This window comes from Streptomyces sp. Alt3, assembly GCF_030719215.1.
GTDB classification, from domain to species: domain Bacteria; phylum Actinomycetota; class Actinomycetes; order Streptomycetales; family Streptomycetaceae; genus Streptomyces; species Streptomyces glycanivorans.
The window spans coordinates 1952609-1978326 of sequence record NZ_CP120983.1; the positions used below are offsets into that span (position 1 = coordinate 1952609).

The 25718-nt window shown below is 72.0% G+C and carries 8 protein-coding genes and 1 pseudogene; all 9 read right to left on the reverse strand.

Annotation, left to right across the window (positions count from 1 at the left end; genetic code table 11):
* Positions 1–213 precede the first annotated feature (213 nt).
* The gene (locus P8A20_RS38680) at positions 214–15654 is read right to left on the reverse strand and encodes a WXG100-like domain-containing protein (protein WP_371934391.1); all 15441 of its coding nucleotides are present in this window, start codon (positions 15652–15654) and stop codon (positions 214–216) included.
* A gap of 81 nt (positions 15655–15735) precedes the next feature.
* Positions 15736–16104 carry a hypothetical protein gene (locus P8A20_RS08335; RefSeq protein WP_147961259.1) on the reverse strand — a complete coding sequence of 123 codons (369 nt, stop codon included), beginning with the start codon at positions 16102–16104 and terminating at the stop codon, positions 15736–15738.
* A 2-nt stretch (positions 16105–16106) separates the two neighbouring features.
* Positions 16107–16562, reverse strand: a complete 456-nt coding sequence (locus P8A20_RS08340; RefSeq protein WP_147961258.1) for a YbaB/EbfC family nucleoid-associated protein — start codon at positions 16560–16562, stop codon at positions 16107–16109.
* 191 nt (positions 16563–16753) lie between these two features.
* Positions 16754–20581, reverse strand: a complete 3828-nt coding sequence (locus P8A20_RS08345) for an AAWKG family protein (RefSeq protein ID WP_147961257.1) — start codon at positions 20579–20581, stop codon at positions 16754–16756.
* 122 nt (positions 20582–20703) lie between these two features.
* The gene (locus P8A20_RS08350; protein WP_031098251.1) at positions 20704–21168 is read right to left on the reverse strand and encodes a type VII secretion system-associated protein; all 465 of its coding nucleotides are present in this window, start codon (positions 21166–21168) and stop codon (positions 20704–20706) included.
* Between the two features lie 131 nt (positions 21169–21299).
* Positions 21300–21608 (reverse strand): WXG100 family type VII secretion target, encoded by a 309-nt coding sequence (locus P8A20_RS08355; protein WP_147961256.1) that lies wholly within the window; start codon positions 21606–21608, stop codon positions 21300–21302.
* A 92-nt stretch (positions 21609–21700) separates the two neighbouring features.
* Positions 21701–22036, reverse strand: coding sequence for a hypothetical protein (locus P8A20_RS08360; protein WP_031098256.1), 336 nt, complete (start codon positions 22034–22036; stop codon positions 21701–21703).
* A gap of 467 nt (positions 22037–22503) precedes the next feature.
* Positions 22504–24114, reverse strand: a complete 1611-nt coding sequence (gene eccB / locus P8A20_RS08365) for a type VII secretion protein EccB (protein ID WP_147961255.1) — start codon at positions 24112–24114, stop codon at positions 22504–22506.
* Between the two features lie 47 nt (positions 24115–24161).
* Positions 24162–25570: pseudogene (eccD, locus tag P8A20_RS08370) on the reverse strand (type VII secretion integral membrane protein EccD).
* Between the last annotated feature and the right edge of the window lie 148 nt (positions 25571–25718).

Sequence of the window (25718 nt, forward strand, 5' to 3'; positions counted from 1 at the left end):
GGACGGACGGACGTCCACACCCTGCCGACGTCGTCCCCGACGGGGCCCAGCGTGATGCGGTCGGTGCCTGTCCGCCAGTCGGTGGACGGGCGGGGGGCGTGCTCCGAGTACCAGACCCTGGAACCGGTCAGATCGGCGACGTGCCGCGCCAGATCCTCGATGTCCTGGTGGGGGAAGGCCAGGACGACGTCGGCGCCCGCCGGCCGCGCGGGGTCACGTGCGACGAGCCGGGCGAGGTCCCCGGGGTCGTCCAGCGTCAACGTGCCGCGCGGCGTGTTCAGCAGGACCGATTCCTCGCTGTCCTGGGCGAGGACCACGTACGGCTCGGACCAGGGCGCGGGCCAGGCGCTGACCCTGCCGTCGTCCCCCTCCACCGCGTACGAGTCCAGGGGCGGTACCTGGTCCCCGGTGCCGGTCCAGTTGCGCACGGTGGCGTCCTGCGACACCAGCGCGGTCCCGCGGTCCAGGGCGGCGTCGTGCCGTCGCAGGTGCGAGGCGAGGGCGCGCTCGTCGGCCAGCTGGGCCGGGGACGCGTCGAGTGCCAGCGAACCGAGGAGCAGGAGGTGCTGCTCGCTCACCGCGACGCCGGGGCCGATGTTCAGCACACGCCTGGTGAGGTCGCGGAGCGGGTCGCGGGCGCCGGTGGCCGGCTGCGGTGCCCTGCGGGCGAGCTCCCGCAGCGACAGGGCCGTTCCGACGAGCATCTCGGGAGAGTAGTCCTCCCGGACCGCGGGGCCGAAGAGGAGGTCGAGCCAGGCCTCGTGGGTGCTCCCGGTGGTGCCGTCCTCGCTGTCGGAGTCCGACTCGGAGTCCGACTCGGACTCGCTCTCGGATTCGCTGGTGTCGTCGGTGAACCGGAACTGCGCCAGCGCCTCGGCATCGGATCGCGAGGGTCCCGGCCTGCCGGACAGCGTGTCCAGCTCGTACGCCTCCTCCGCGTCCCGCAGACCCGGCGTCCCCTCGGGGGCCGGCGACGGGGACAGCGGGTCGGGGGCGGGTTCGCGCGGCGGCGGCGGGACCGGCGGCTCGTGGGTGACCACCGGCGGGACGACGGACGGCGACGTGCCCGGTGCCGTCGTGGTGGGCCGCGTGGTCCCGTCGGTCTGCGGCCCCTTCTTCGATGTGGCCTCGGTTCCCGTGCCGGTCACCGCGGTGCGCGGGACCAGCGGGACGAAGTCGCCGCCGCGGCGGCGGAGCCGGATGTGCGGGCCACTGTCGCCTGCCGGGCCGGGGTACGTGTGGGCGGTGCCGTTCTCCTCGATGAGGGTGACGGTGGTGCCGGTCGCTCCGGCGGCCCACTCGGCGACGGCCCGGTCGGCTCCGGGACCCCAGGGGGCCTCGGCGAGGTGACGGCGCAGGCGCCCCTCGAGCGCGTCCTTGCTCGGCGTGGGATCTCCGCTGCGCGGTACGAGGGGCGGGGGCGCGAACAACGTGTCCCGCTCCGCCGGGTCGCCCGGGAAGGCCGGCCAGGCGCATGAGGCGGGTCGGCACCATCTCGGAGCGCATGCGCAGCCGGGCGGCGACCTGGCGGTCCGTGCCCGGCAGGCCTGCGGCGGCGCGCAGGGCCGTGGAGAGAGCGCCGAAGAAGCCGTTGCCGCGTCCCGTGGGCGTGCCCTGGGTGTAGGTGGCGCCGTCGGGCGCGGTGAGGACGCCGTCGCGTGCGAGGCGGTAGCGCGGTCCGCTGCTGTCGGCGGGCGGCAGCCAGGGCGCGGTGGTGTGGCTGCGGTGCGCGGGCGGATCCCCGGCCGTGGTGTCCGTGCCGGAGGTCCCGGCAGCCGCCGGGGCGGGCAGCGCGCCGGTGGACGGGGCCGGGGAGCCGGGCGGGAGGGCGGCGTGGAAGAAGCCCCCGGTGGAGAAGAGCACCGGGTCGGCGGCCGGATCGACTGCGGCGGGATCGGTGCCGTGCGGGAGGAACAGCTGGTCGCGGCCCTCACCGGTCACCACGGTCAGCGGGGTGCCGAGGACACGCGCGGCGAGGGCGGGCAGCAGGTCGGCGCCGCCGTGGTCCCCGGCGCGGCGCTCGGGCGGGGCCTGAGCGCCCGTCGGCCCGGTGCCGGACGGCTCGCTCGTGAACGGACGGGACAGGGCGGCGGTCGCCAGCGCCACACGCTGGTCGGGCGTCGGCCAGAACGTCAGCGGGAGACGGCCGAAGGCGTCGAACTCGGCCTGCTGCTCCGGGGTCAGCACCACGCCCGCGCCGTCCAGTTCGGCCTGGGTGAAGGTGTCGGCCGTGTCCAGGGCGAGGGCGTCCAGCAGATCCTGGTTGCCGTCCTCGCCCAGGGCCCAGGCCAGGCGGTCACGGGCGGCGCGGATGGCCTCGGCGCCGACCGCCGGGTCACCGGGGGATTCGGCGAAGCGGGCGGCGAGATCGCCGCCGAGCAGGCGGGGCAGCTGCCCCCTGGCGCCGGCGGCGGCGAGCAGCGCGTGGAAGAACGAGGCGCCGTCGTGCGGCACGTCGTGGACCTCGCGCACCGTGGCGCCGTCGGGCGAGGTGAGGGTCCGCGGGGCGGAGCCGGTGGCGTCGGTGATCCCGTACGGCTCCGGCGCCTCGGAGCGCCATCCGGGCGCCGTGTACTCCTGCGGCGCGTCCGCGACCGGGACGGACGTCGAGCCCTGGTGGTGGGAGGTGAGACGGGAGGCGGCGAGGTGCAGCCGGTGGTGGTCCGCGGCGGCCGTCTCGGTGCGCCCTTCCCAGAGCCGTGCGTCGTCGCGGGCGGCCTGCCAGGTGATGACGGCCGGGGACTGTGCCGACTCCCGCGGCAGCACGGTCGTCAGGGGCGGGTCGCCGAGCGTGCTCCGCTCGGCGGGGCTCAGGGAGAGCCAGGCCTCACGGGTCCGCGCGCGTGCGTCGTAGTACTCCTTCTCCGCCGTGGCGAGGTCGGCGGCCGCCTTGGCCATGTCGTCCCAGGCGGCGCTCGCCTCGGCCGGGAACGAGCTGTCGTCCAGGAGGCCGTAGTCGCGTGCGATGTCCTCACGCAGCCAGATCAGCGCGGTGGTCCCGGCCTCGGCGGCTCGCGGTCCCCGCCGGGCCGCTCCGAGGGCGCGGAACGGGCGGCTGTCGGTGATCCGGTGGTCCACCTCGGCAACCGCCAGCCAGGTCACCGGCACCGCGAACAGCATGCTGCGGTCGGTGACGACCTTGACGTGGGTGCCGAGCGTGGTGTCCGTGGCGCCCTTCAGTGCGGTGCCGTCGTTCGAGCCGCCGATCGGTACCGCACCACCGGGGTTGGTCACACCCGCGTTGCTGTTGCCGGCCAGCGGCGCGGTGCCCGCCACGCCTTCGACGTTGTCGGTGATGCCGGCCTTGAGCGCGTCGGAGGTCTTGGCCCGCTGCATGGCCTCCATGCGGGGCTTGTTCTCCACGGCGAGGAGCCACGCGCCGCGGCGGTGCATCTTCGCGTAGAGGCGGGAGTCGGCGGTGTGGGACTGGCCCAGCAGGCGTGCGGAGGACTGCGCGGGCAGCTGGGAGCCGCCCGCGCCGAGCGCCTCGCGGAACCCCGCGGTCAGTCCGCCTTGGGAGGTGGCCTCCGCCTGGGCCTGCCCGGGCGCCGTGCCGAGGCCGGTGAGCGGGGTGTGGCGGGCCATGCGCACGCGCGAGGCGAGGACGTTGCCGGAGTGGCGGCTGCCGAGGTCGGTGTCGCCCAGGCCGTCGGCGCGTGCGGTGGCGAGGGTCAGTGCGTCGTGCACCCCTGTCGCACCGCGCATGTCGACGGCGAGGATGCCGGAGCCGATCCGGTCGTCGAAGGGCAGGATGTCGGGGTCGGGACCGCTCGCGCCGTCGTCGGAGGTGCGCCAGGCGGCGATGCCGTCCGGCAGGGACTGTTCGGCCGTCAGCAGGTGTACCGACCGGTCCGGTGCGGGCACGTCCTGTTCGGTGACCGCGCCGTCGTCGCCCTCTCCGACCGGGGTGAGCAGGCTCGCCGGCGCGATCTCGTTGAGGGTGCCGACCTGGGCGACCGCACGCGGGGCGAGCGGGTCACCGGCCGCGTCCGTCATGGTGACCGTCAGGGTGTAGCCGGTGACGATCTCCGCGTGCGCCTGTGTGGTGGCGATGTTCGGCATGGAGGTGGTGCCCACGGTCTCGGTCCGGGTGCTCCCACGCTGCTTGGCCGCCGTTCCCTGGAGCGAGGGGTTGGCGATGAGCACGCCGTTGTCCGCCGCGCGCTCACCGGCGCTCAGGGTGAGGTCGGCGCCGCGGTCCTGGTGGGTGTTGTCCGAGTCGTCACGGGAGATGTTGCGGTAGTCCTCGAGCTCGAACCCCGTACGCAGCCGCTGCACGGTCGTGGTGATCGGTGTCAGCTTGAACCGGACCTGCCCGGGGCTGCCCCCGACCGGCAGCAGGTGCGGGCTGGTCCAGGCGCGGTAGCGGACCGGCAGACTCATCCCTTCGGTGGTCAGCTCGTGCAGGTGGGCGCGCAGGAAGTCCGGTGAGAGCCGCTGCAGGACCTGTTCGCGGTCGTGCGAGGGCACGCCGATCTTCTGCAGGCGCGGCAGCAGCACCTGCGCGGCCCGGCTCGCGTCCAGCTGGCCGCTGGGGTGGGTCGGGAAGCGCCGGTTCCGCAGGAAGGCCGGCACCCGGTAGCCGCCGCCGAGGTTCTTCGGGGTGGTGGGGCCCAGCCCGTCGGGGGCCAGCCCGGCCTCGATGGCGTCCTGCATCGGCAGGTGGAACATCACCGCGTCACGGATCCGCTGGAGCGCGGCGGCGGCCCGGCGCGGGGCCAGGCCGCGTCCGAGCCTCTCGGACACCTTCCCGGCGGCGGAGCTGACGCGGCCCCCGGCACGGGTGCCGACCGTGCCGATCGCGGCCGTCCAGCGGTCCCGCACCGCCACGGTCTCCGTGGCGTCGGCGACCACCAGGTACATCCGGCCGGCGAAGGTCACGGTGGTGCTGCGTCCCCGGGTCAGGGCCTGCGAGAAGCCGCGGCCCTTGCCCCAGGCGTACTGGAGAGCGGAGGAGTACGAGCCGACGACCGGCTCCTTGCCGGGGAGCTGCTGCAACGGCATGTAGCCGCCCTGGACGCCCAGCGTGGTGCGCGAGCCGGTGCTCGTGCTGCCGACGACCCGGTGATCGTTGGCGATGGTGGTCTCCAGGCTGGCCGGCTTCGGATCGCTCCTGACCCGTAGGTTGTCCAGCTCACCGCGGACCGCGGCCTTCAGGTAGTGCGTCCGGAACGGCCCGGCGCCGTTGAGCCCGGTGATCCGGGAGCCGAACGGCCCGAGGTACTGGCCGAGTTGGCCGGCCACACCGAGGTTGGCCATCGCCCGTCGCAGCGCGGTGCGCACCGGCGCCCCGGGGGCGCTGACGTGCCAGGTGCCGCCCGCCGCGCGGTCGGCGGTGTCCTGCATCAGCTGTTGGCGCTGCGGGCCGCCCTCGGCGCCGAGCACGACGTGCGGTGCGCTCAGCAACTGCCGGACGAGCCGGCGGCCGTCCGAGTCCGCCCTGGGCAGCGGGCGGGTGCCGTCGAGGAGCTGGTCCGCCTCCGCGGTGGAGAGCCGCTGCGACGTGGGGGCGGGGGTCGGCGCGGCCGTCGTGCCGTCGGCGGGCGGGTCGGCCGGCGCGTGCCGGTCGGACCCGTGGGCGGCGGGCACGGCCAGCTCGACCCGTCCCACGGTTTCGGTACCCCGGCTGAACAGCGGGCGCTCCTCGACCTTGCTGACGAAGACGCCCGCACCGAGCAGACCTACGGTCAGCAGGCGCGCCCAGCCGCGCGGCCGGCGGTGGCCCTCGAAGGTCGCGCCGAGTTCCACCTGGTAGCTGTAGAGGTCGGCGCCGTTCTGGAAGGTCAGGTGGTCGTGGGCGACCGTGACCGTGTTCCGGGTGGCCTTCTGGTAGGTGCGGGCGTGGCGGGCGCCCACCGAGACGTTCCCCGCCTGGCGCGGCAGGTCGGGTCCGGGCACCTTGTCGTGGTCGCGCGGGGAGACACCCACCTCGATACCCGCGGAGTAGGTGCTGGAGTCCTGCTGCCCCTGGCCGGAGACCTCGTTGCCGATCACCGCGTTGCGCAGCGACCGCTCGCTCATGGTGGTCTCGAACCGGCGGTCGGTCAGCGACGCCCGGAGGACCAGCGTGTGGTGGCCGCGGCGCACCACGCCGTCCTCGGTGAGCGTGACCGGGACCCCGGTGGTGGTCAGTTCGTCCAGGCTCTGCGTCAGGGTGGGCCGGTTCAGCGCCTCCCGCACCTGCCGCTCGTTGTGCAGCGCGGTCCGCAACCGTCCGTCGCCGTACCAGAACCGGGCCAGCTTGGGATGCTTCAGCATCATCGGCGGCACGAACATCGACGGGTACGAGCGGTGCAGGGTGTCCAGGACGGCGTCCGTGAAGGCGCGCATGGGGTCCGGCGCGACGGTGCCGTCCTGCGGGGCGGTGCCGTCCTGCGGGGCGGTGCCGTCCTGCGGGGCGGTGCCGTCCTGCGGGGCGGGCTGCCGCTGGTCCGGGGGCGGTGTCTGCGGGCCGGTCCTCGGGGGTGTCTGCTCCTGTGTCGTCGCAGGCGCCTGCTCGTCGGTGACGGGCGGCGGTGACTGCTGACCGGTGACGGGCGGCGGTGACTGCTGCGTCGTCGGCGGCTGCGTGACGGTGCGTGCCTGTGGGCGGAACCCCTCCGCGCGGACCTGTCCGCCGAGGTGGACCGGGTCCTTTCGGGTGAGATACCACGGCACGGGCGGCTCGGCGTCCGGGTTCGGTCCGGTGCGGCCGGGCGTGCGACTGTCCCAGCCCGCGAGTCGGCGGGCGTCCTGGGTGGAGATCCAGTCCAGGCTGACCACGCGCACCGGCCGGGCCGCGGACGCCGGTTCACCGGCCCTGCGGACCATCAGGGTGCGCTCCACCTGGTAGAGCGCCATCGGATGGTTGCGGACCCGGCCGGTGACCTTGCGGGCCGCGTCGGTGCCCAGGTAGTGGCCCCGCCCGACGCCCAGGTCCGCGCGGACCAGCGGACCGCCCTGGAGGCGTACGTCGGTCTCGAGCCCGGGCAGCGTGTGGTTCGGACCCGCGGTGACCTGGAATCCGAACTTGGTCTCGCGGACGTGACCGCGCTGGTTCTGGTACGTGGTCTGGGTGAGGTCGCGCACCTCCGCCTTGACCGATTCGGTGACCAGCACGGCCCGGTGCGGCACCGAGCGTTCCACGACCAGGTGCCCCATCGGCCGCTGGCCGCTGCCCTGCGTCAGCTCGGGACCGCTGACCGGTCCGGTGAGCCGCCCGAACAGCCCGAGCAGCCGTCCCGGGCGGACGTACGAGACCAGCGTGCGGTGCGCCGAACTGCCGGGGCGTGCCCCGGAGAGGGCCAGTGCGATGTCCTCCGGCGGGGTCGTCAGGTGAAGGGCGGTGGAGTCGTTCAGCCGCGGTTCCACCCCGTCCGGGAACGTCAGGGTCTCCGGTGCCCGGCGGGGTCCCGTGAACGGCACGGTGAGGTCGTCCGGCAGCCGCCAGCTCAGCCCGTCCCGCATGCCGAACTCCGCGGTGTGCACGCGGGTGCGCTGCCAACGCGGCCCCGCGGCGGGACCGGTCGCCGCGGTGTCCGTCCGGGTGGCCTTGGGCGCCTCGGTGACCCGTCGCACCGTCACCCGGTAGTGGACGTCGTCCAGGTGCAGGTGCGAGCCCTCGTGGGCGCGGTGCTCGGCCTGGTTGTACGCCGTGGTGCCCTGCGTGTAGTCGGTCCTGCGGCTCCAGCCCAGCGACGTACCGATCTTCAGGAGCCAGTTGAGCGGCGGCCCCATGCCCACGCCGCCGGCGATACGGCGCCCGACGCCCACACTGCGTCCGCCACCCGTACCGGCCTGCCCACGCCGCATCGTGTCCACCCGGACCGTGGCGCCACCGACGTCGGAGAAGCGTTCCCACCGGTGGTACGGGACGGCCTCGACCGTCATCTCCAGGCCGACCCCGGACTTCTCCCGGCCCACAATGCGGGCGCCGCGAGGGGCGGTGAACGCCGAGGGCTGGTAGGTCAGCAGGCGCAGCAGCTCCGCCTCGTCGAAGTGCGCACGCGTCGACGCCGGCAGCTTGTCGAGGATCTCCCGCGCCACCAGCTGGGGCGAGCGGAGCGTGAGCGTGCCGGGCCCGGTGAGCAGCCCCGTGGACGTCCCCTTCGGCGCCCCGGGCGGGGCGGTGTCGCGCGGGTCCGCGCCCGGCCTGATGAGGACACCGGGCAGCCTGCTGCCGTCCTCGAAGGTGACGGTGCGCGGTGCCGGCCCCGGCGGACGGACGTCGTCGCCGGTCAGCAGACGGGCGGGGCGGTGCCGTTCGAGTTGGGTCTCCAGCGGCACCGGGTCGCCACGGTCGGGGGTCTCGGCATCGTCGGGACCCGTGATCCCGGCCATGCTGCGCAGCCACTCACCGAAGGGGTCGGAACCGTCCGGCTGCGCGTGGAGCGGCGGCACGGGCGGCGTGACCGGGTCCGGCTCGGACTCGGTTCCGGGAGCCGGGTCCGGCTCGGACTCGGTTTCCAGGCCGGGCTTCGCTCCCGGGTCCGGCTTCGCTCCCGGGTCCGGCTTCGGTCCGGGCTCGGATTCCGGGTCGGACGCGGGCTCCGGGGCGACGGGGACGAGCGCGTCGTAGTGATCGCTCCCGTTGTACGCCAGGTGCAGAGTGCCGCCGGTGCCTCCGGGGTGCAGCTCGGTGACGAGGAGCGCGCCCGTCGTGTGCGGGTCGGGCCGCACGAGGCGCAGATCGAGGTCGAGGGTGTGCGCCAGCGCGTCCGGGAGCAGGTCGGCGAAGGGGGACGACCACAGCCCGGATCGCTCCGCGGCCGCGGCGAGCAGGCCGCGTCCGCCGAGCCGCCGCGCGTCGGCGGGGGTGGGCGCCACCTGTGCGAGCTGCGGATAGTCGCTGTCGGCCAGGATCTGCCGCCACTGGTCGGCGTCGCCGTCGGTGACGACCGCCTGTGCGACGCGGTTCCAGGCGTCGGTGATCACGCGGTGCTCCCCCGCGTCGGTCACGCCGGCCAGCGCGCGTATCCGCAGGTCGTCCACCACGGTGAACACCGGGTCCGGCACGAGGGCGTCGGCGACGGTACCGAGCTCGGACCCGGCGACGCGGTCACGCACCAGGCCGCGCAGCCCGGCGATGCTCCGGGCGGCCCAGGCAGGCGGCACGTCGCGGCCGCGGGCACTGTCGAGCACCGCCCGGAAGAGGCAGTTCCCGTCGCCCGGGACGTCCACCCGGCGGAAGGCGAGGCCCTGCGTCCGGACGAGGTCCGCGGGGTCGGACGTCGTCGCGGGGCCCTTGCCCTTGCTGAACAGCGCCAGGCTCTCGGCGAGGCTGTCCGGACGGTTCCGCGCCGACGGCTGCAGCGGATCGGGGCCGCGCACGTCCTCCTGCGAGACCGGTGCGGTCGCGGGCCCGCCGGGAGGCAGCGTGGTCGGTGCGGTCCAGGTGAGCTGGGCGTTGTTGTTCCCGGGGCTGAACCGGAGCAACGGCGCACCGCCCGGGCCCTGATGAGAACCGACGATCTTGTCGAAGAGCGACTTGTCGAAAGCCGTCGGCGGATTCCAGAACATGTGCGCGCCGTGCATCACGGCCATGTCCTTCGCCCGCATCTCCTCGATCAGCGCGTCATGCGCCGGAAGCGAGATCCGCTCACCGTCAGGCGTAGAGATGTCGAACACATCATGATCACCGGTGAGAGGACGCCGCTCACCATCCCGCCCCGTCCCGTAGACCACCCCGTCCCGGACGAAGAACCTGTTCTCCGACTCCAGACCCGCCATCTGCCCGGCAAGCTCATGGAACTCCGCCGACCGCTCATTGAAACGCGACAGAACCCGGTCCCGATCCCCCTCCGGAACAACCCCCACATCCGCCAGCACCGGCTTGAAATAACCCACCAGCCCGACAACCGAAGGATCAGCACCCAAAAAGACATCGACGTCATTGACCGTCTTCGCCTTGATCTCCGACGGCTTCGGCAACGCACCCGCCTCGAGCCACTTCGGAGCCAGCGGATTCGTCGGCCGCACATCGATGACCACGTTCCTGTCCCGCGCCAGATCACGGAACTCCTTGAACCCCTTCTCCGCCATCCCGTACGTATGACGCGCCGCATACGAATCGACCTCACCCGCCCCGAGCGGCACGGTCCAGGTGAGTTCGGCGTTGTTGTTCCCGGGGCTGAACCGGAGCAACGGCGCACCGCCCGGGCCCTGATGAGAACCGACGATCTTGTCGAAGAGCGACTTGTCGAAAGCCGTCGGCGGATTCCAGAACATGTGCGCGCCGTGCATCACGGCCATGTCCTTCGCCCGCATCTCCTCGATCAGCGCGTCATGCGCCGGAAGCGAGATCCGCTCACCGTCAGGCGTAGAGATGTCGAACACATCATGATCACCGGTGAGAGGACGCCGCTCACCATCCCGCCCCGTCCCGTAGACCACCCCGTCCCGGACGAAGAACCTGTTCTCCGACTCCAGACCCGCCATCTGCCCGGCAAGCTCATGGAACTCCGCCGACCGCTCATTGAAACGCGACAGAACCCGGTCCCGATCCCCCTCCGGAACAACCCCCACATCCGCCAGCACCGGCTTGAAATAACCCACCAGCCCGACAACCGAAGGATCAGCACCCAAAAAGACATCGACGTCATTGACCGTCTTCGCCTTGATCTCCGACGGCTTCGGCAACGCACCCGCCTCGAGCCACTTCGGAGCCAGCGGATTCGTCGGCCGCACATCGATGACCACGTTCCTGTCCCGCGCCAGATCACGGAACTCCTTGAACCCCTTCTCCGCCATCCCGTACGTATGACGCGCCGCATACGAATCGACCTCACCGGCCTTGGGCGGCTCGGGCGTCGGCTGTTCCTGCGGGCCGGTGGCCGTGGGCGCCGGGTCGCTCAGGCGTCGAGCCAGCTCGGCGGTGTCCTCGGGGCCGAGGGCCAGCTCGGACAGCGGCAGCGGTGCGCTCGACAACGACCAGGCGACGTCCGCCGACGGCGCGTAGGAGAGTCCCCGCACGTCCTCCCGCGAGACCGACGTGGTCGGAGACAGCTGGGCGGGCGGCGGGGGCAGCAGGTCACCGAGCGTGGTCTCGGGCCCCGCACCGGCCCGGAGCCCGGCGGCCGCGCGCAGGAACGCCGTGTACTGCTCGACCGTGGGGTCGGCGGACGGGTCGGCCGTCGTGGCACCGGTGGCGGTGTGCCAGTCGGTGACCATGCGGCGCAGCAGGTCCGGGGTCATGCGGCCGTCGCCGTAGCGGGCGGCGCTGTCCGCGTTCAGCCAGCGCAGACCGTCCACGTAGGCGAGACCGGCGAGCAACTCCGCGTTCTGGGGGCGCTGTTCGGCGTCCGGTCCGAGGACGTCGCGCAGTGTACGGATCTGCTGGAGGGTGCGGGCCCGGGCGAACGGGTCGGCCGGACCGGGGCCCGCGTGCAGACCGGCGTCGCGCGCTGCCCGGTCCAGGTCCGCGCCCTTGGGTTCCGGGGTGAACAGCCTCCAGCGGCCCGGCCCGTCCGCGCCCTCTGTGAGCACCGCGCGGACCTCGCCGTCCCGGCCGCGGGCGGTGCCCACCTCGGTGGTCGGCGCGTACACCTGGCGCCCGGTCCGGTTCGCCACGTGCTGTGCCACGGGCAGGCCGGCGATCTGCGGCTGCTGTCCGGTCTCGCAGGCGTAGAGCACCAGCGGCCGGTCCTCGTCCCCGTCCACCGCCCAGGACTTGAGCACCTCACCGAGCTGGACACCGCTCATCTTCACGCTGGGCAGCGCCGAGTCGTCGGTGCCGAGCGTGACGGTACGGGGGGTGCCGTGGGTCACGAAGTAGTCGGCTCCCCGTTCCGTGTCCGCACCGGGGAGCGGGGCCGGGGGACCGGTGAAGACGGTGCGCGGGGAGGACTGCTGGGCTTCGGTACCCGCGGCAGGGTCCGTCCCGACGCGCGGGGACGAGGCGGGGGAGCCGCCGTCGGACACGGTGCGTACCCCACGGAACGTGTCCTGGCCGAGCAGCGCCCGGCGCCCCGCGTCGCGTCGCGTGCCGTCCTCGGCCGGGCTCTGCGAGATGGTCAGGGTGCGGACGGCACGGCCAGGCTGGGTCTGCACCGCCGTGTCCGGTACCAGGCGCCGCAGTTGAGCGACGGGCACCGTGATGCCGTCCAGGGTGACCACGGCCGGCTCGTCCGTCGGCCTCCCGGTCCCGTCCCCGTCGGTGTCACCGGAGGCTGCGCCGCTCACGGGGCGTACGACGATCCGGGCCTGCGGCGGGGGAAGGACCACGGGCTGTGCCGTGGGCGAGGTCTCCGCGGTGACCGGGGCGAGCGGGGGCGGGGTGCCGCCGTTCCCGGGGCCGTGTCCCGTGCCCTGGCCGGGAGCCCGTCCGCCGGACCCGGCGCTGTCGCTGTCGCCCGCCTCCAGGTACACGTCGGTGGCCGGCTCGCTCCAGGGCCGCGACAGGGTGGCGAGCTTGTCGGCGGCGGACGACGTGGGAGGCGTGGAGTCCCGGGCGACCGGGTCGCCGTGTGCGGGGTTCACCTTCTCCGTGGGGCCCGTCGGCGGGGGCGTGGGGGTGGAGGTGACGGCCGCGTCGGTGTCCGTGGTGCTCTCGGTGGCGGGGCGGGGCATCGGGCCGAGGGCGTCGGCGAGCGGCAGCAGCACGTCCGCGCCGGGGAACGCGGTGTCCACGGTGCCGTCAGCCGTCGCTGCGGGCGTCGGGCCGGTGAGGGTGCGGACCTGGACCGGGGCGCCCGGCCCCTCGCGGGTCAGCTCGACCGCGGCGCGTACCGGGCGTCCTGTCCCGTCGGGCGCGACGGCCGGCCCGAGCACGACGGCCCGGTCGGTTCCCGCGCCGTCCAGCAGTTCGGCCGCCTCCCGCGAACCCTCACCCGGCGGCGGCAGCTGCGACACCACGATCGTCAGGGGCGGCGCCGTGGTGGAGGCGGGGTCCACGGCGCGTGTGGGGTCGGACTTCACGTCGGTGGTGCCGCTGACATCGCGTACATCGCCGGAGTCGGCGAACGAGCCGACGGTGCTCACCTTCGGCGGAGCCGTGACGGTGTCGGCAGCGGGGCCGGGAGTGGTGTCGGTGGTCGGGTCGGCGGCCGGAGCGGTGGGGGCGTCCACCGTGGTGCTGTCGCCGACCGGGGCGGAGACGTTCCCGCCGGGGCTCGCCATGACGTCGGGGTCCGTCGTGGCCTCGGGCATGTTCGGATCGACGGTCTCCGGAGCGGGGGTGCTCTGCGGGGAGTCGTCCGTCGTGGTCGGCGAGGAGTCCACCGGAGCTGCGCCCTCCGGAGCACGGGTGCCCTGCGGGGAAGTGGCGGAGGACGTGGGGGCACCGCCCGCCGTGGGCACGCCACCCGGTCGGGCGCCGCTGCCCGTCGCGGGGGTGGTGGAGGCCGTGGGGCTGCCGCCCGTGGCGACGGGAGTGGCGTTCCCCTGGACGCCGGGCACGGCGGCCGCGCCGTCGTTCCGGCCCGCCGCTTCCCCCGGGGACGTCCGGAGGTCGCTCTCCGGAGACCCCTGGATGTCGCTCTCCGGAGCAGCCTGGACCACGCTCTCGGGAGACTCCTGCGTGCTCCCCTCCGGAGCACCCTGGGCGTTGCTCTCGGGAGACCCCTGCGTGTTGCCCTCCGGGGTCGGCGACGTCACGGCGGAATCCACCGGAACGTCCACGGTGACGTTCTCCGGGGACGTTCCGGGCGCGGCGCCCGGCCCGTTCTCCACGTTCTCCGGCGTCGCGTCCACGCCGTGGTCCACCACGAGGTCGGCGTTGTCCCCGGTCGGACGTACGGCGGAGTTCCCGGCGTTCGTGCCGGACGTGCTGCCGGAGGTGCCGGGACCGTTCACCGCACCCGGCCCGTCCACCGCGCCGGTACTGCCCGCCGCACCGGACGTGCTGCCGGAGGCACCGGCGCCGTTCACCGCACCCGGGCCGTCCACCGCGCCGGGCGTGGCGCCCACGGCGATCGGGGCGTCCACCGTGACCTGCGTGCCGAAGCCGTCGAGGGCGCGGCGGACCTCGTCCGTGTCGATCTGGTTCGCGGGGCTGCCCCCGGCGGGCACCACCCGGACCTCGGGCAGCTGCGACAGATTGCCGTGCAGGCTGTCGCGGACACCGATCTCGGAGGTGCCGGGCGGCTGGGAGCCGCGCAGGGCGGCCAGGTCACGCAGCGCCTGCTCACGCACCTCGGCCGGGCCTTGGTGGACCTGCTGCCACAGCGCGTTCTCGGTGGCGGTCACCGGCAACGGGCCCGGCGAGTAGGGCGGCGGGTCCAGGGACGTGTACGGCGGCGGGTTCTCGGAGACGTAGGGCGGAGGCGACTGGCTGCCGGTGGCGGCCCCCGGTCCGGTGGTCTGCTGGGAGACCGGCGGGATCGAGGTGGGCGTGGGGCCGTCCCCGCCCGTGGTGTCCGGACGCGAAGGGCCGTCGGTGCGGTCCCGGCCGCCCGCGGAGCGCGACGCACCGTCGTCGGAACCGGTGGTGCCGCCGGACACGGTGGGCGGCGGGTTGCGCAGCTTGTCGATGACGTGACGCAGCTCGGCGGCACTGTTCACGGCCGTGTCGCTGAGGGTGGCCTCGACCTGACTGCTGATGCCCGCGCCGACGAAGGTGGACCAGCTGGTGGACCAGTCGCCGTCGAAGGCTCCCTTGATCAGGATCTCGGCGAGCGCCTCACCGGATCCGGCGGCGAGGAAGTCGGCCGTGCCCTTCAATCCGTAGTGCCCGGCCAGCGCACCGGGCCGATCGGCATTGAAGCGCAGGAGCTGGTTGTTGCGCCACAGCTCGGGGTTGTTCCGGAAGGACAGCGGGTTGTTCCGGAAGGTGACCGGCGGGTTGCTCGAAGGGCCGGGGCCGTTCCCGTACGGGCCGGGACGGTCGTCGAAGAGGCTGTCGCGGTCGGGCTTCGGGCTGGGCTCGGGGGTCGGCCGGGGATTCGGTCTGTCGTTCGGCAGGTCGAGGTCGGGGGTGTTCTTCGGGTTGGGGGGGTTCTTGAAGTCGAGGTCCGGGGCGTTCTTGAGGAAGTTGTTGTCGAAGCTCTTGACGATGCCGCGCGCGAACTTGTCGAAGACGCTGGTGAGGAAGCCGGCCGCGGCTCCGAACGCGGCGGCCTTGCCGATGTCGCTCCAGTCGATGCCGTCGGGACGGCGTCCGTCCGGGGCGAAGTTCATCATCGCCATCCGTACCGCGAAGGTCGTGAACGCCTCGGCGAACGCCTCGGTCAGCGAGGGGGCGAGGTGCAGCCGCTGGAGCAGGTGGCTGAGCGTGGTGAGGATGAAGAACCGGCTGCGCATCTTGGCCAGCATGATCTGACTGGCCGAGGCGCCGCCGGTGAAGAAGGACATGGCCAGATAGATGGCGATCTCGATGAGCAGCCGGATGATCTCGGCGATGACCTGCCACTTGGACTCCATGATGTCCATGGAGGTCTTCCGCCGGCCCTCGGCGATCTTGTCGAGCTGCTCGGCGAAGTCGCGAAGGTAGTTCTTGCCGCCGTCGTCGATGAGCATGCCCATCGCCTTGCTGTACGACTTGGCGAGGTCGTCCGGCATGGACTCGCCGATGTCGTGGACCGACTTGTCGATCAGCGAGGACAGCCGGTCCAGCTTCCGGCCCAGGCCGGAGTAGGGCCGACGGCTCTCGTACGCGAGATCCTCGTCGGCGTCCATGAGCCTCTCCCCGGTGAGGATGAAGATCATGGCGTTGACCTCGGGCGACACCTGGATGCTCATCGGGAGCCGTCCTCGTGCCCGCGCGGGCAGGACGGAGCGGCCGCTCCCGTCGTGGCGTGGGAGCGGCCTGTGGCGCGGAGGTCAGCGACGCCCATGCCCGCCCGGGCCGTCGAGTCCATCGGTGTCGATGCGGTTGGTGCCCTGCTCGACGCTCTCGATGTTGCGGTCGCGGGTGTCCTTCATCATCCGTACGTTGCCGAGCGTGGCGTCGGTGATGCCGACCAGCGCGTCACGGATGGACAGCATGGTGTCCTTGGTGGTCTGCCGTTCCTTCTGCTCCTGCGGCTTCGCCTTCTCCGCGAACTCGCCCTCAGTTCCCGGCCAGTTGACCGTGGGCGCCAGCTCGTCGAGGAACTCCTCGGTCATGCTCCTGGTCAGGGTGCCGATCTCCTCCAACTGCTTGGCCAGGGCCTCGATGCGATGCGGGTCTACGTAGTACCGCTGTCCCATCGTCAGTCCTCTCCCTCTTCGCCTATCGCGTCCCGCCAGGCGGGCGTCGCCTGGGCATCACGCGCCGTGTCCCCGTCGTCCTCGCGCAGCACCTCGGGGCCGAAGATACGCTCCCAGTCCATCTCGAAGCCCTTGAGCTCCGGCACGTTGCTGCTGGGCTCGGTGAAGGGCGCCATCGCCTTCATCACATGGCGGTTCATCTTGAGGCGTGCCGCGTTCGCCGCCTCCAGAACACTGGCGGCCAACTCCTGCGGCGACATGTCCCGGTACTTGTTCTCCAGGAAGTCGATCCCGGTCAGCTCACCCTGCGGTCCCGCCGTGGCTCGGACCGCACGGTCGGAGGAGAGTGCCGCGAACGAAGCCGTCCGCAACTCGCGTTCGGTGCGTGCGACAGCCTCCTGGGCCGACTGCAGTTCGGCCATGGCCTTCTCGAGGCGCTTCTCCAGCGGTTCCGTCATGCTCGTTCCCTCCCTCTCCGTCCGTGTGTCCGTTTGTCCGGACGCTGCTCTCGCGCCCTCAGGCCCGTGTCCGGCCCTGGCCTCGTGTCGTCCGGGGACTCCGTTGATCTTGCCTGGTGACGACCCCGCTGCGGAAGCCGGGGTCGGCGCGGGCCCCTCTCACCGTGGCAGGCGCCGCTCCTGAACGGTGGTCACCGGCCGATCACCGACGGGGTGCCGCCTTCCTCCGTGCCCCACACGTCCGCGTCCTCCTCGAGGTAGTCGGCGGACGTGGTGGGCCTGCGGCCCGGTTCGGCCGGCTGCTCGGGGGAATCGCCGCCGGTGGTCGTCACCCGGGAGGCCGGTGAGAGGAAGGTGTCGCTGTCCTCCTGCCGGTTCCACGGGCTGCGCCGGCGGCGGGTGCGGCGCTCGCTCTCCTCGGCCGCGTCGACCAGGACGGAACGCACCCGCTCACCGTTGCCCTTCTCTCCGCCGGCGCCCATGCCGCCCATGCCGCCACCCATCGGCATGCCTGGCGTGCCGGGGGTGCCGGGGGCACCGGGCGCACCTCCGGCGCCCCCGGCGGCGGCGAGGGGGGTTCCCGCGCCGGCGGAGACGCTGTCGGAGAGGGGAGCGACCTGGCCCGTCGTCATGCCGTCCAAGGAGGCCCCCGGGATGCTGCCGCCCGACGCGCCGGCGGTCATCTGGCCACCACCGAGACCCAGTTCGGACAGCGGCACGTCGCGGCTGGTGGTGCCGCCACCGCCGCCCCCGCCGGAACCGTTGAGGCCACCGAGGTCACCGAGTCCGCCCAGCTCGTCGAAGATGCCGGAACTGTTGGTGGGTATCGACGAGTTGAGATCCTTCAGATCCACCGTCTCGGTCCTGCCCTGGGCATCGGTGACGGTGGCGACGCCGGTGTCCGGGTTGATGACCTGCTTGGAGCCGTCCGGGAAGGTGGTGGTCAGCTGGCCGTCATCGAGGAAGGTGGTGGAGCCGTCGGGGTTGTTCACCCTCGCCCCGTGGGTGAGATCGGTCTCCACGACGGAGCCGTCCGGGCCGGTACTGGTGAGCATCCCGCTCTCCGGATCGAAGCGCGTCGAGCCACCGTCCGCGAACATCGTGGCGAAGTCGCCGTCGACGAGCCCGGTCTGCCCGCCCGTCGGGGTATCGAGACCGTCCAGGTTCCCGAGCCCGCCCAGGTCTCCCAGGTCTCCGAGGCTGCCGTTGCCGCTGTTCAGGTCGCCGAGACTGCCGAGGTTCTCGGTCGTGACGGTGCCGTCGGGGGCCGTGGAGACGGCCTGGCCGGTCGTCGGGTCCACGACCTGCTTCGTGCCGTCGGGGAACGTCGTCGTCAGCTTCCCGTCGTCACCCAGCGAGGTCACCGACCCGTCCGGATTGGTCACCTGCCCGAGGTCGCCCAGATCCTGCGTGGTGACACTGCCGTCCGGATGCGTGGTGGTCAGCTCACCGCTGTCCGGATCGAACGTCGAACTGCTGCCGTCCGGGAAGTCCGTCGTCAGGCCGCTCTCACCGAGCTCGACGCTGCCCCCGGTCGGCGTGTCCAGGGAACCACCGGCCCCGCTGTTCAGATCACCGAGGCTGCCCAGGTCACCGATCGAGTCGGTGGGCAGTGAGGAGTTGATGTCGCCGAGGTCCCCGAGGCCGCCGTTCCCACCGTTCAGGTTGCCGAGACTGCCGAGGTTCTCGGTCGTGACGGTGCCGTCGGGGGCCGTGGAGACGGCCTGGCCGGTCGTCGGGTCCACGACCTGCTTCGTGCCGTCGGGGAACGTCGTCGTCAGCTTCCCGTCGTCACCCAGCGAGGTCACCGACCCGTCCGGGTTCGTCACCCGCGCGCCGCTGCCCAGATCCTGCGTGGTGACACTGCCGTCCGGATGCGTGGTGGTCAGCACACCGCTGTCCGGATCGAACGTCGAACTGCTGCCGTCCGGGAAGTCCGTCGTCAGACCGCTCTCACCGAGCTGCGTGCTGCCCCCGGTCGGCGTGTCCAGGGAACCACCGGCACCACTGTTCAGTTCACCGAGGCTGCCGAGGTTCTGGCTGATGGCCTCGTTGGCCGCGTCCGTGGCGTTCTTCGTGCCGCCGGGGCCACCGTTGAGGTTGCCGAGACTGCCGAGGTTCTGGGAGACGGGCGGTGTGACCCCCAGGGGCGTCTGGTTGTCACCGCCGGGGTTGTTCACGTCGCCGAGGTTGCCGAGCTCCTCGGTGATCGTGTTGTTGAGGTCGTCGGGACCACCCGGATTGTTCAGGTTGCCGAGATCACCGTTGCTCTCGGTGACCGGCACGTTGAACAGGTCGTCGAGGTTCTGCGTGTTGACCGCGTTCGGATCGTTGAGGCCGCCGAGGCTCTCCTCCACGATCTTCTGCTGCTCCTCGGCCTCCCGCTTGGCCTCCTCCTGTTCGCGCTTCTGTTCCTCGCGCAGCTCGTCCTGGTACTTCTTGTCCTCGTCGCGCTGCTGGTTCTGCTCGTTCCGCAGCTCGTCCTGGAGCTTCTTGGCCTCCTCCTGTTCGCGCTTCTGTTCCTCGCGCAGCTCGTCCTGGTACTTCTTGTCCTCGTCGCGCTGCTGGTTCTGCTCGTTCCGCAGCTCGTCCTGGAGCTTCTTGTCCTCCTCGCGCTGAAGCCTCTGTTCCTCGCGCAGCTCGTCCTGGTACTTCTTGTCCTCCTCGCGCTGCCGCCTCTGTTCCTCCCGCAGCTCGTCCTGGTACTTCTTGTTCTCCTCGTTCTCCTTCTTGATCTCCTCCTTCTCCTCCTCGAGCTTCTTCTTCTCGTACTCCTCGGAGGCCGTGCTGGTCGACTTGGGCTTGGGCACGCTCTCGGCGAAGTCCTTGCCCAGGTCGAGGAAGTGGTTGTTCAGAGTCGACTGCACCTGACGGGCGGGGGTGATCAGCAGATCGTCGACGCCCTTGTTCCAGATCTCGACCGCCTTGTCGCCGACCTTGGCCCAGTTGGCGATGTCGGTGAGGTCCCCGTAGTCGGGGTGCACCTGGGAGAACCCTTCCTTCGGACTGTGGCTGACGGTCGTCGAGTAGCGGCTGGTGTAGGACTTGATCTCCGTCTTGGCCACGTTCTCGGCGTCCACCCACTGGGCGAGGTCGTCCAGGACGTAGCGCAGCACCCGGTGCGGGTCGTAGTAAGGGGACTTCGCCCACTTCAGCCACGCCGCCAACAGCGTGTTGGCGGCGTCCACCAGGTACGAGCGTCCCAGCGACAGCGCCCGCGAGTAGAGCGTGTTACCCGTTCCGGCCTCGTCCCCCGTGCCGGGCGAGGAGTTGAAGGTCTCGACGTAGCTGTCGTAGTTCTCGCGGACCTTCTTCAGCAGGCTCCGGAAGACGTCCGCTGCCTCGCCCTTCCAGCTGGCGTCGTCACGGCCGAAGCGGTCCTCCCAGTCCTTGAGCAGCGGCGCCTGGTCCTTGAAGAACTTGGCCGCGAAGTCGAAGGACTCCCCCGTGCGATTGAAGGAGTTCAGGTCCACCACGGCCTCGTCGGCCACCCCGAGGTTGCTGAACCGGGCGTTCTTCGTGTCGCCCGTCAGCAGTTCGAGAAGCGCTGCCCGCGGCCCGTTCATGTACTGGGCAAGCGGGATGGTGCTCATCTTGTCCTTGTTGTAGTCCGTGAACTCGTTTCCCTCACGGACCTGGACGTTGTTCACGTCGTCGGAGTCGGTCCCGGCGAAGATGACCTCCTCGCCGGCCTTCACCCGCCCCTCGAAGACGATTCGGGCCTGCATGATGGAGCGCTTCTTACCGCTGTCGAAGAACCATATGTCGTAGTCCTCGCCCTTGTTCTGCAGGAAGCCGGAGTCCTTGACGAGCAGGCCGAGGCTGCGCTCCTTGATGTCCATCCGGAAGAGCTTGCCGCCGTGGTCGGAGCGGAGCTTGTCGAAGATGGTGGCGCGGTCGGGTACCGGATAACCGGTGATGTGGGTGACCAGGCCGGCCCAGGTGTCGGACGATGCTCCACCGACGTCCTCGTACTTGTCGACGTTGCCGACGGATGTGGAATCGTACCTATCGGGCACCGGGGACCCTTTCTGGTCTGTTGTCGTCCGCGCCGGCGCGCCGCCCCGTCGTACGGACGTGCAGCCGGGTCTCTCTCACAGCGTGTGCCGGGCGGGGCGCCGATGCCTCGCACGGCACGGGATCAGGTCTCGTTCGTCTCCGAAGACCCGCTGGTGAGCGTGTCGACCTCGTCGAAGGTCTGCAGCAGCGTCTGGGCGTCGATGGCGTCCAGGTTCTTGTTCTTGGTCTTGTTGGCCTCTTCGATGGTGTCGGTGAGCGCTTCCTGCAGCTCCTTGAAGAGCTCCATCTGGTCGCCGAGAAGCTTGTCGATGGCCTCGGCCGCCGTCCGGACACCTTCGATCAGCTTGGGTCCCGAGACCAGGGCCTCGGTGGCCATCTTGCCGATGCGCAGAAGCTGCTGGCCCTGCACGAGGTTGTCCGGGCTGGTGTGCCCGTCGATGAGGTCACCGAGCGGCCGGATGTTGGGCGCCTCGCCGTCCTCCCGGTGCTTCTTCGCCTTGGTGTACACAGGCTGCACCTCGTTGTCCCGGAAGTTCTCCATCTGCTTGAGGTCGAAATGCTTGACGTCGGCCTTCTCACCGGCCATGGGACGTCCTCCTGCCGTTCGGTACCGGACGGAACGCGGGCCGGCCGGACGAAGTGGAGTCCGGCCGGCCCCGGGGACCTGCCGTGCGGATCGTGCCGGGGAACGCCCCGGCACGATCCGCACGCAGGGCCTCAGCGAGCTCGCACGTTGCCCCAGTTGTCGGCGCTCCTGCGCTCGTCACGGGAGTGGTTGTCGTGGATGCTCTGGACCAGTTCACCGCTGTCGCCCAGGAGCAGGGCCATGTTCTTGGTGGCCTGGTCCCACTCCGCCTGGACTCCGCGGTACATCTGCTGGTCGTCACCCTCCCAGGACATGACGAGCGGCTTCAGCTCGTCCTCCAGGTTGTTGAGGGTGGTGATGATCTGCTGGGTCTGGCCCTTCAGCTCCTCAATCGCGTTCCGGACCGTGGCGTACTGCACATCGATGATGCCGTCGGCCATGACGTCTCCTCTCGGGTGGCCGGGCGTCGAGGCCCGGGAAGCTCACGGGTGCCGGCCTCTTCGCAGGGGCCGGTTGCCGCTGGGGGGTCGGGTCAGCGCAGCGCTTCGAAGACACCCTGGCTGGTCTTGCTGTTGAGCACCTCGGTCAGGTCCTGGTTCTCCTTCGCCAGGCGGTTGGCCGAGGTCACGTTCTCCTGGAGCGCGTCGATCATCTTGCTGATCTGGACGACGACCTTCTGCGCTTCGGAGTTCCAGCTGCGGAAGAGCTTCAGCAGAGCCTGACCCTCGTCGCCGCCGACACCCGAACGCGCCGCGACCTCGGCCACGTTGTTCTGGATCTTCTCGACCGCGGCCCGGGCCGACTCCAGGGAGGAGACACCTCCCAAGCCCTTGGCATATTCCGCTTTCCTGCCGGAACCGTCCGCCATGTCACGCTCCCTTCGTTCAGGCGAGTCTCCTCGCACCGTTGCCCGCTGAGGCTAAGGAGAATCCACCGTCCGGCGCAACGGATGCTGGGGAAATTTGAGCATAGGTCAGCTCGCCGGAATCTCTGCGCGGCAATGGAGTTGTCGAGATGTTTCCGCAAAATGAACGCGTGTTACCCGGCGGGCCGGGCCGATGGGCCGCCAACGCCCCGTTCCGAATCATGCGGTCACCGAACGGGCGCGGTCCCGCCGCGAACGGTCATCGAAGACGCCCGTTCCAGGTGAAGCGGGCAGGTCTCAGGATCAGACCTCCGGGAGCGTGACGCCCAAAAAAGTTTGAGCAAATTCTGAGCTTTCCCGCCGCGATCGATGCACGACGAATCCACCTCAGAGCGACGAGAGCGCAGCATAAAGTCACAACTGCCCTCGGCGTCTCATTCTCCGAAGCCTCAGTAACGGGTTGCCGGGTGTCAGGACGTGGAGCCGGCCGCCCTGGCCGCACCCTCGCCGGCAGCCTGGCCCACCCGCTCCGCTTCGCCCTTCTCGGCCCTCTCGCCGCCCTGCTCCTCCGGGTCTTCGGCACCGCACCGCGGAGCCGTGACCTTGGGCTGCGCGGCACCGGACGCGGCTGCCGGATCGAGGTCGGCGCCGGTCGGGAGGGCTGCCAGCATGGGTGCGGGGACCGAGCTGATGTCCTTCTCGGCGTAGCCGAGCGCCGCCAGGGAGTCCTTGGCCGAAACCCGGTACTTCACACCGTTCTCCGCCACCAGGTAGGTGGTGCCGGCGTGCGCGGCGCCACTCGCGTGCAGGGCGCGGACGAGCGCCCCGTGACCGGGACGCACCACCGTGACGTCCGTCCTCACACAGGCCGCCTCGAGCGGCTGCGCGGTTCCCTCCGAGACGGCGACCGGGGCGAGCTCGGCGAGCGGTACCAGCACCGACTTGATCCGCGCGCCGCCGTTGTCGCCGTCCACCTGCGCGCACAGCGCGGTGCCGCGCGGCGCCGACTGCGGGGTCGGCGGCGTCTCGGGCAGCTCCGCGGATCCGGCCGTGCCCGAGCCCTCGGCCCTGTGCTCGCGCAGCGCGTCGGCACCGAGCGCACGCACCTCGGGCGACTGCCCCTCGTAGGCGTCCTTCTGGGTCGCCGGGTCGCCCAGCACGAGCGCGGCGCCGAGCCGGGTCAGCGGCACCAGGCCGTCCTTCCGCAGCAGGTGGTACGTGCTGCCTCCGCCGGGCACGCTGACCTTGAACAGCTGACCCGTCCGGCTGGCCTCACCGCCGAGCTCGGGTCCTTCGGCGCCGCGTCCCTCGACCTCGGGGGGCTTCAGGGCGGGCCCGGGAGCCAAGGCGTCGAGGAAGGCCGCCGAGACCGGCATGGCCTGCTCGGAGCCGTACCCGAGAGCGGTACGGGCGTCGGAGGCGCGGTCCAGCGCCAGCCTGCTGCCGCGCCACACAAGGTACTCGGTACGGTCCGGGCCGCGTACGAGAACCCCGCGGTCGGCACCGACACCGCGGGAGTCCAGGGGCGCCCCGGCGACCACGGTCGTGGCTCCGGGCTTCTCCACCCCGGTTCCCCCTGCGGCACCCGAGGTGCTGGCCAGGGCTCCTCCCGGCCCGGTGACGCACATGTGCCAGGCGCCCTCGTCGAGTTGTCCCGGTCCGGGCAGGCCGTCCGGCGCTCCGGGTATGCCGGCCGGGGACCCCACGGGGATGTCCCGCAGCGACGCGGTGGCGACGTCCACGGTCGGGAGGTCCGAGCCGCCGATCAGGCGTGCCGAGGCGTAGTTGCGCACCGGGTGCAGCACGCCGTCGGTGCCGGTCCACAGGTAGCGGGCTCCGGTGTCCCGGTTGACCACCAGGTTCCTCGCGTCACGCCAGCCGTCGTTGCCACCGGGGCGCAGCAACCCGTACACGGTGGCGCCCGCTCCGATCAGGACCGTCACCAGCACGCCGAAGACCACGCCCCGGGTGGTGCGTCCGAGCGGGCTCTCCGGGGCGTCCGGGTCGGCCGTCAGCAGGCCCGAGCTGAGCCTGCCCATCATGAATCCGTGGGCGTGTACCTGGTCGCGCTTGGACTGCACAGCCTCTCCTCAACTCGTTCTCGTGTGACGGCGTCCGACTGGCGTCGTCAGCCGAACAGGCCGCGCAGCCAGCCGAAGAGTCCCGCCACCCACAGGGTGAACGGCAGCAGCGCGACGGCGAGGCCGGTGTGCGCCAGCTCCGCGGCACGGCCCCAGTACGGCAGGACCCGGCGGCCGGGCAGCGTCCAGGAGGCGACGACGAGTCCCGCCGCTGCGGCGAGCAGCACGCCGAAGACCACCACCCGGCCGTCGGCTCCGCTGTCGAACGCCCAGGCCCTGGCCATCAGCAGCAGCCCCAGGGCCCCCGGCAGCGCCAGGGTCAGCCGCTGGCCGATGTGCACCAGACCCCGGCTGTGGAGGAGCAGCAGGAGGCTCAGCGCGAGTCCGGTCAGCACCTCGGGCAGGTCCGGCTTCTCGGCGAGGACCACCAGGGCTGCCGCGGCGATGGTGCCGGTACCGGCGAAGAGTGCGGTGACCCAGCGTCCGGCAAGTTCGGTGCGCTCGGCGACCTCGTCACCGATGTAGGGGTCGATGCCCTCCTGGAGCTGGCCGGCGGTGGACGGCAGCGCCGGCATCCGCATCCCGGCCAGTTTGAAGGCGAACGGTGCGACCGCCCCGGCTGCGAGGACGATCACCGTGGCGACCAGCGCCACCGCGGCCGGCACGTCCAGGCCCGTGTACCCCATCAGAACCCCGGCGATCGCCGTGGCCACCGCGACCATCGCGGTGGCCAGCAGGGCAGGGGCGCCGACCGCGGTGGCGGCCAGTGCGAGGACCGCGCCTCCCGCGCCCGCGGCACCCGCGGCCAGGAGCCGGGCGCCTGCGACCTGCTCCGCGTCGGGGCCGGTCAGGTCCCCGCCGGGCAGCACCCAGCCGACCAGCGCGAGGCAGGGTGCGACCAGCAGGGCGAGCGCGACGGCGGAGGCGCGGTCGCCGACCGCCCGGCTGGCGGAGCCGGCTCCGCGAGCAGGAGCAGACCGACCAGCGCCGCGCAGGCCGCCCGGGAACCACCGGAGCTGGTCGTCACCCCCGGCCAGAAGACCAGCATGAGGGCGGTCGCCACGGTCGCCACCGCGGTACCGACGAGCAGGCCACGCGCCGCTCCGGGAGACCACGTGCGCAGGCGCCTTCCCACGGTCTCGGCGATACCGTCCACCAGGTCGTCGAGCCGTGCCTCGGGCAGCGCCTCGGTGTGCGGGCGCAGGTAGAGCACGGCGCCGTCGGCCAGCCCGGCCCGCGCCAGGGTGGTCTCCTCGTCGAGCGGGGCGTCACCCAGTCGTTGGAGCACCCAGCCGGCGTGGTCGAGTCCGGCCTCCTCGGCCTCCTCGCCGACGTAACGCAGCAGTGTGGGCAGCAGATCGGCGACCGGTACGTCGGCGGGCACCGCCAGATCGATGCTGACGCTCGGTGCACGTACGGTCAGGCGGCACGATTCGGCCACCGCGCTGTCGGTCATCAGCTGAACTCTCGTCTTCCGAAAGGCTTTGACAGGAGGACTTCCCCGCGAGGGGGGATGTGCGAACAGTACGGAAGGTCCGCGCGGCCGCGAACCGGGGGGCCGGGCGCGGAATGTGCCTCCGCGGACCCCGGCGACGACCACTCCC

What these genes read in the sequence shown, in the direction of transcription:
- P8A20_RS08355 (WP_147961256.1), bottom strand. Translation starts at nt 21,608, where the DNA reads ATGGCCGACGGCATCATCGATGTGCAGTACGCCACGGTCCGGAACGCG.
- P8A20_RS08340 (WP_147961258.1), bottom strand. Translation starts at nt 16,562, where the DNA reads ATGACGGAACCGCTGGAGAAGCGCCTCGAGAAGGCCATGGCCGAACTG.
- P8A20_RS08335 (WP_147961259.1), bottom strand. Translation starts at nt 16,104, where the DNA reads ATGGGACAGCGGTACTACGTAGACCCGCATCGCATCGAGGCCCTGGCC.
- P8A20_RS08350 (WP_031098251.1), bottom strand. Translation starts at nt 21,168, where the DNA reads ATGGCCGGTGAGAAGGCCGACGTCAAGCATTTCGACCTCAAGCAGATG.
- P8A20_RS08360 (WP_031098256.1), bottom strand. Translation starts at nt 22,036, where the DNA reads ATGGCGGACGGTTCCGGCAGGAAAGCGGAATATGCCAAGGGCTTGGGA.
- P8A20_RS38680 (WP_371934391.1), bottom strand. Translation starts at nt 15,654, where the DNA reads ATGAGCATCCAGGTGTCGCCCGAGGTCAACGCCATGATCTTCATCCTC.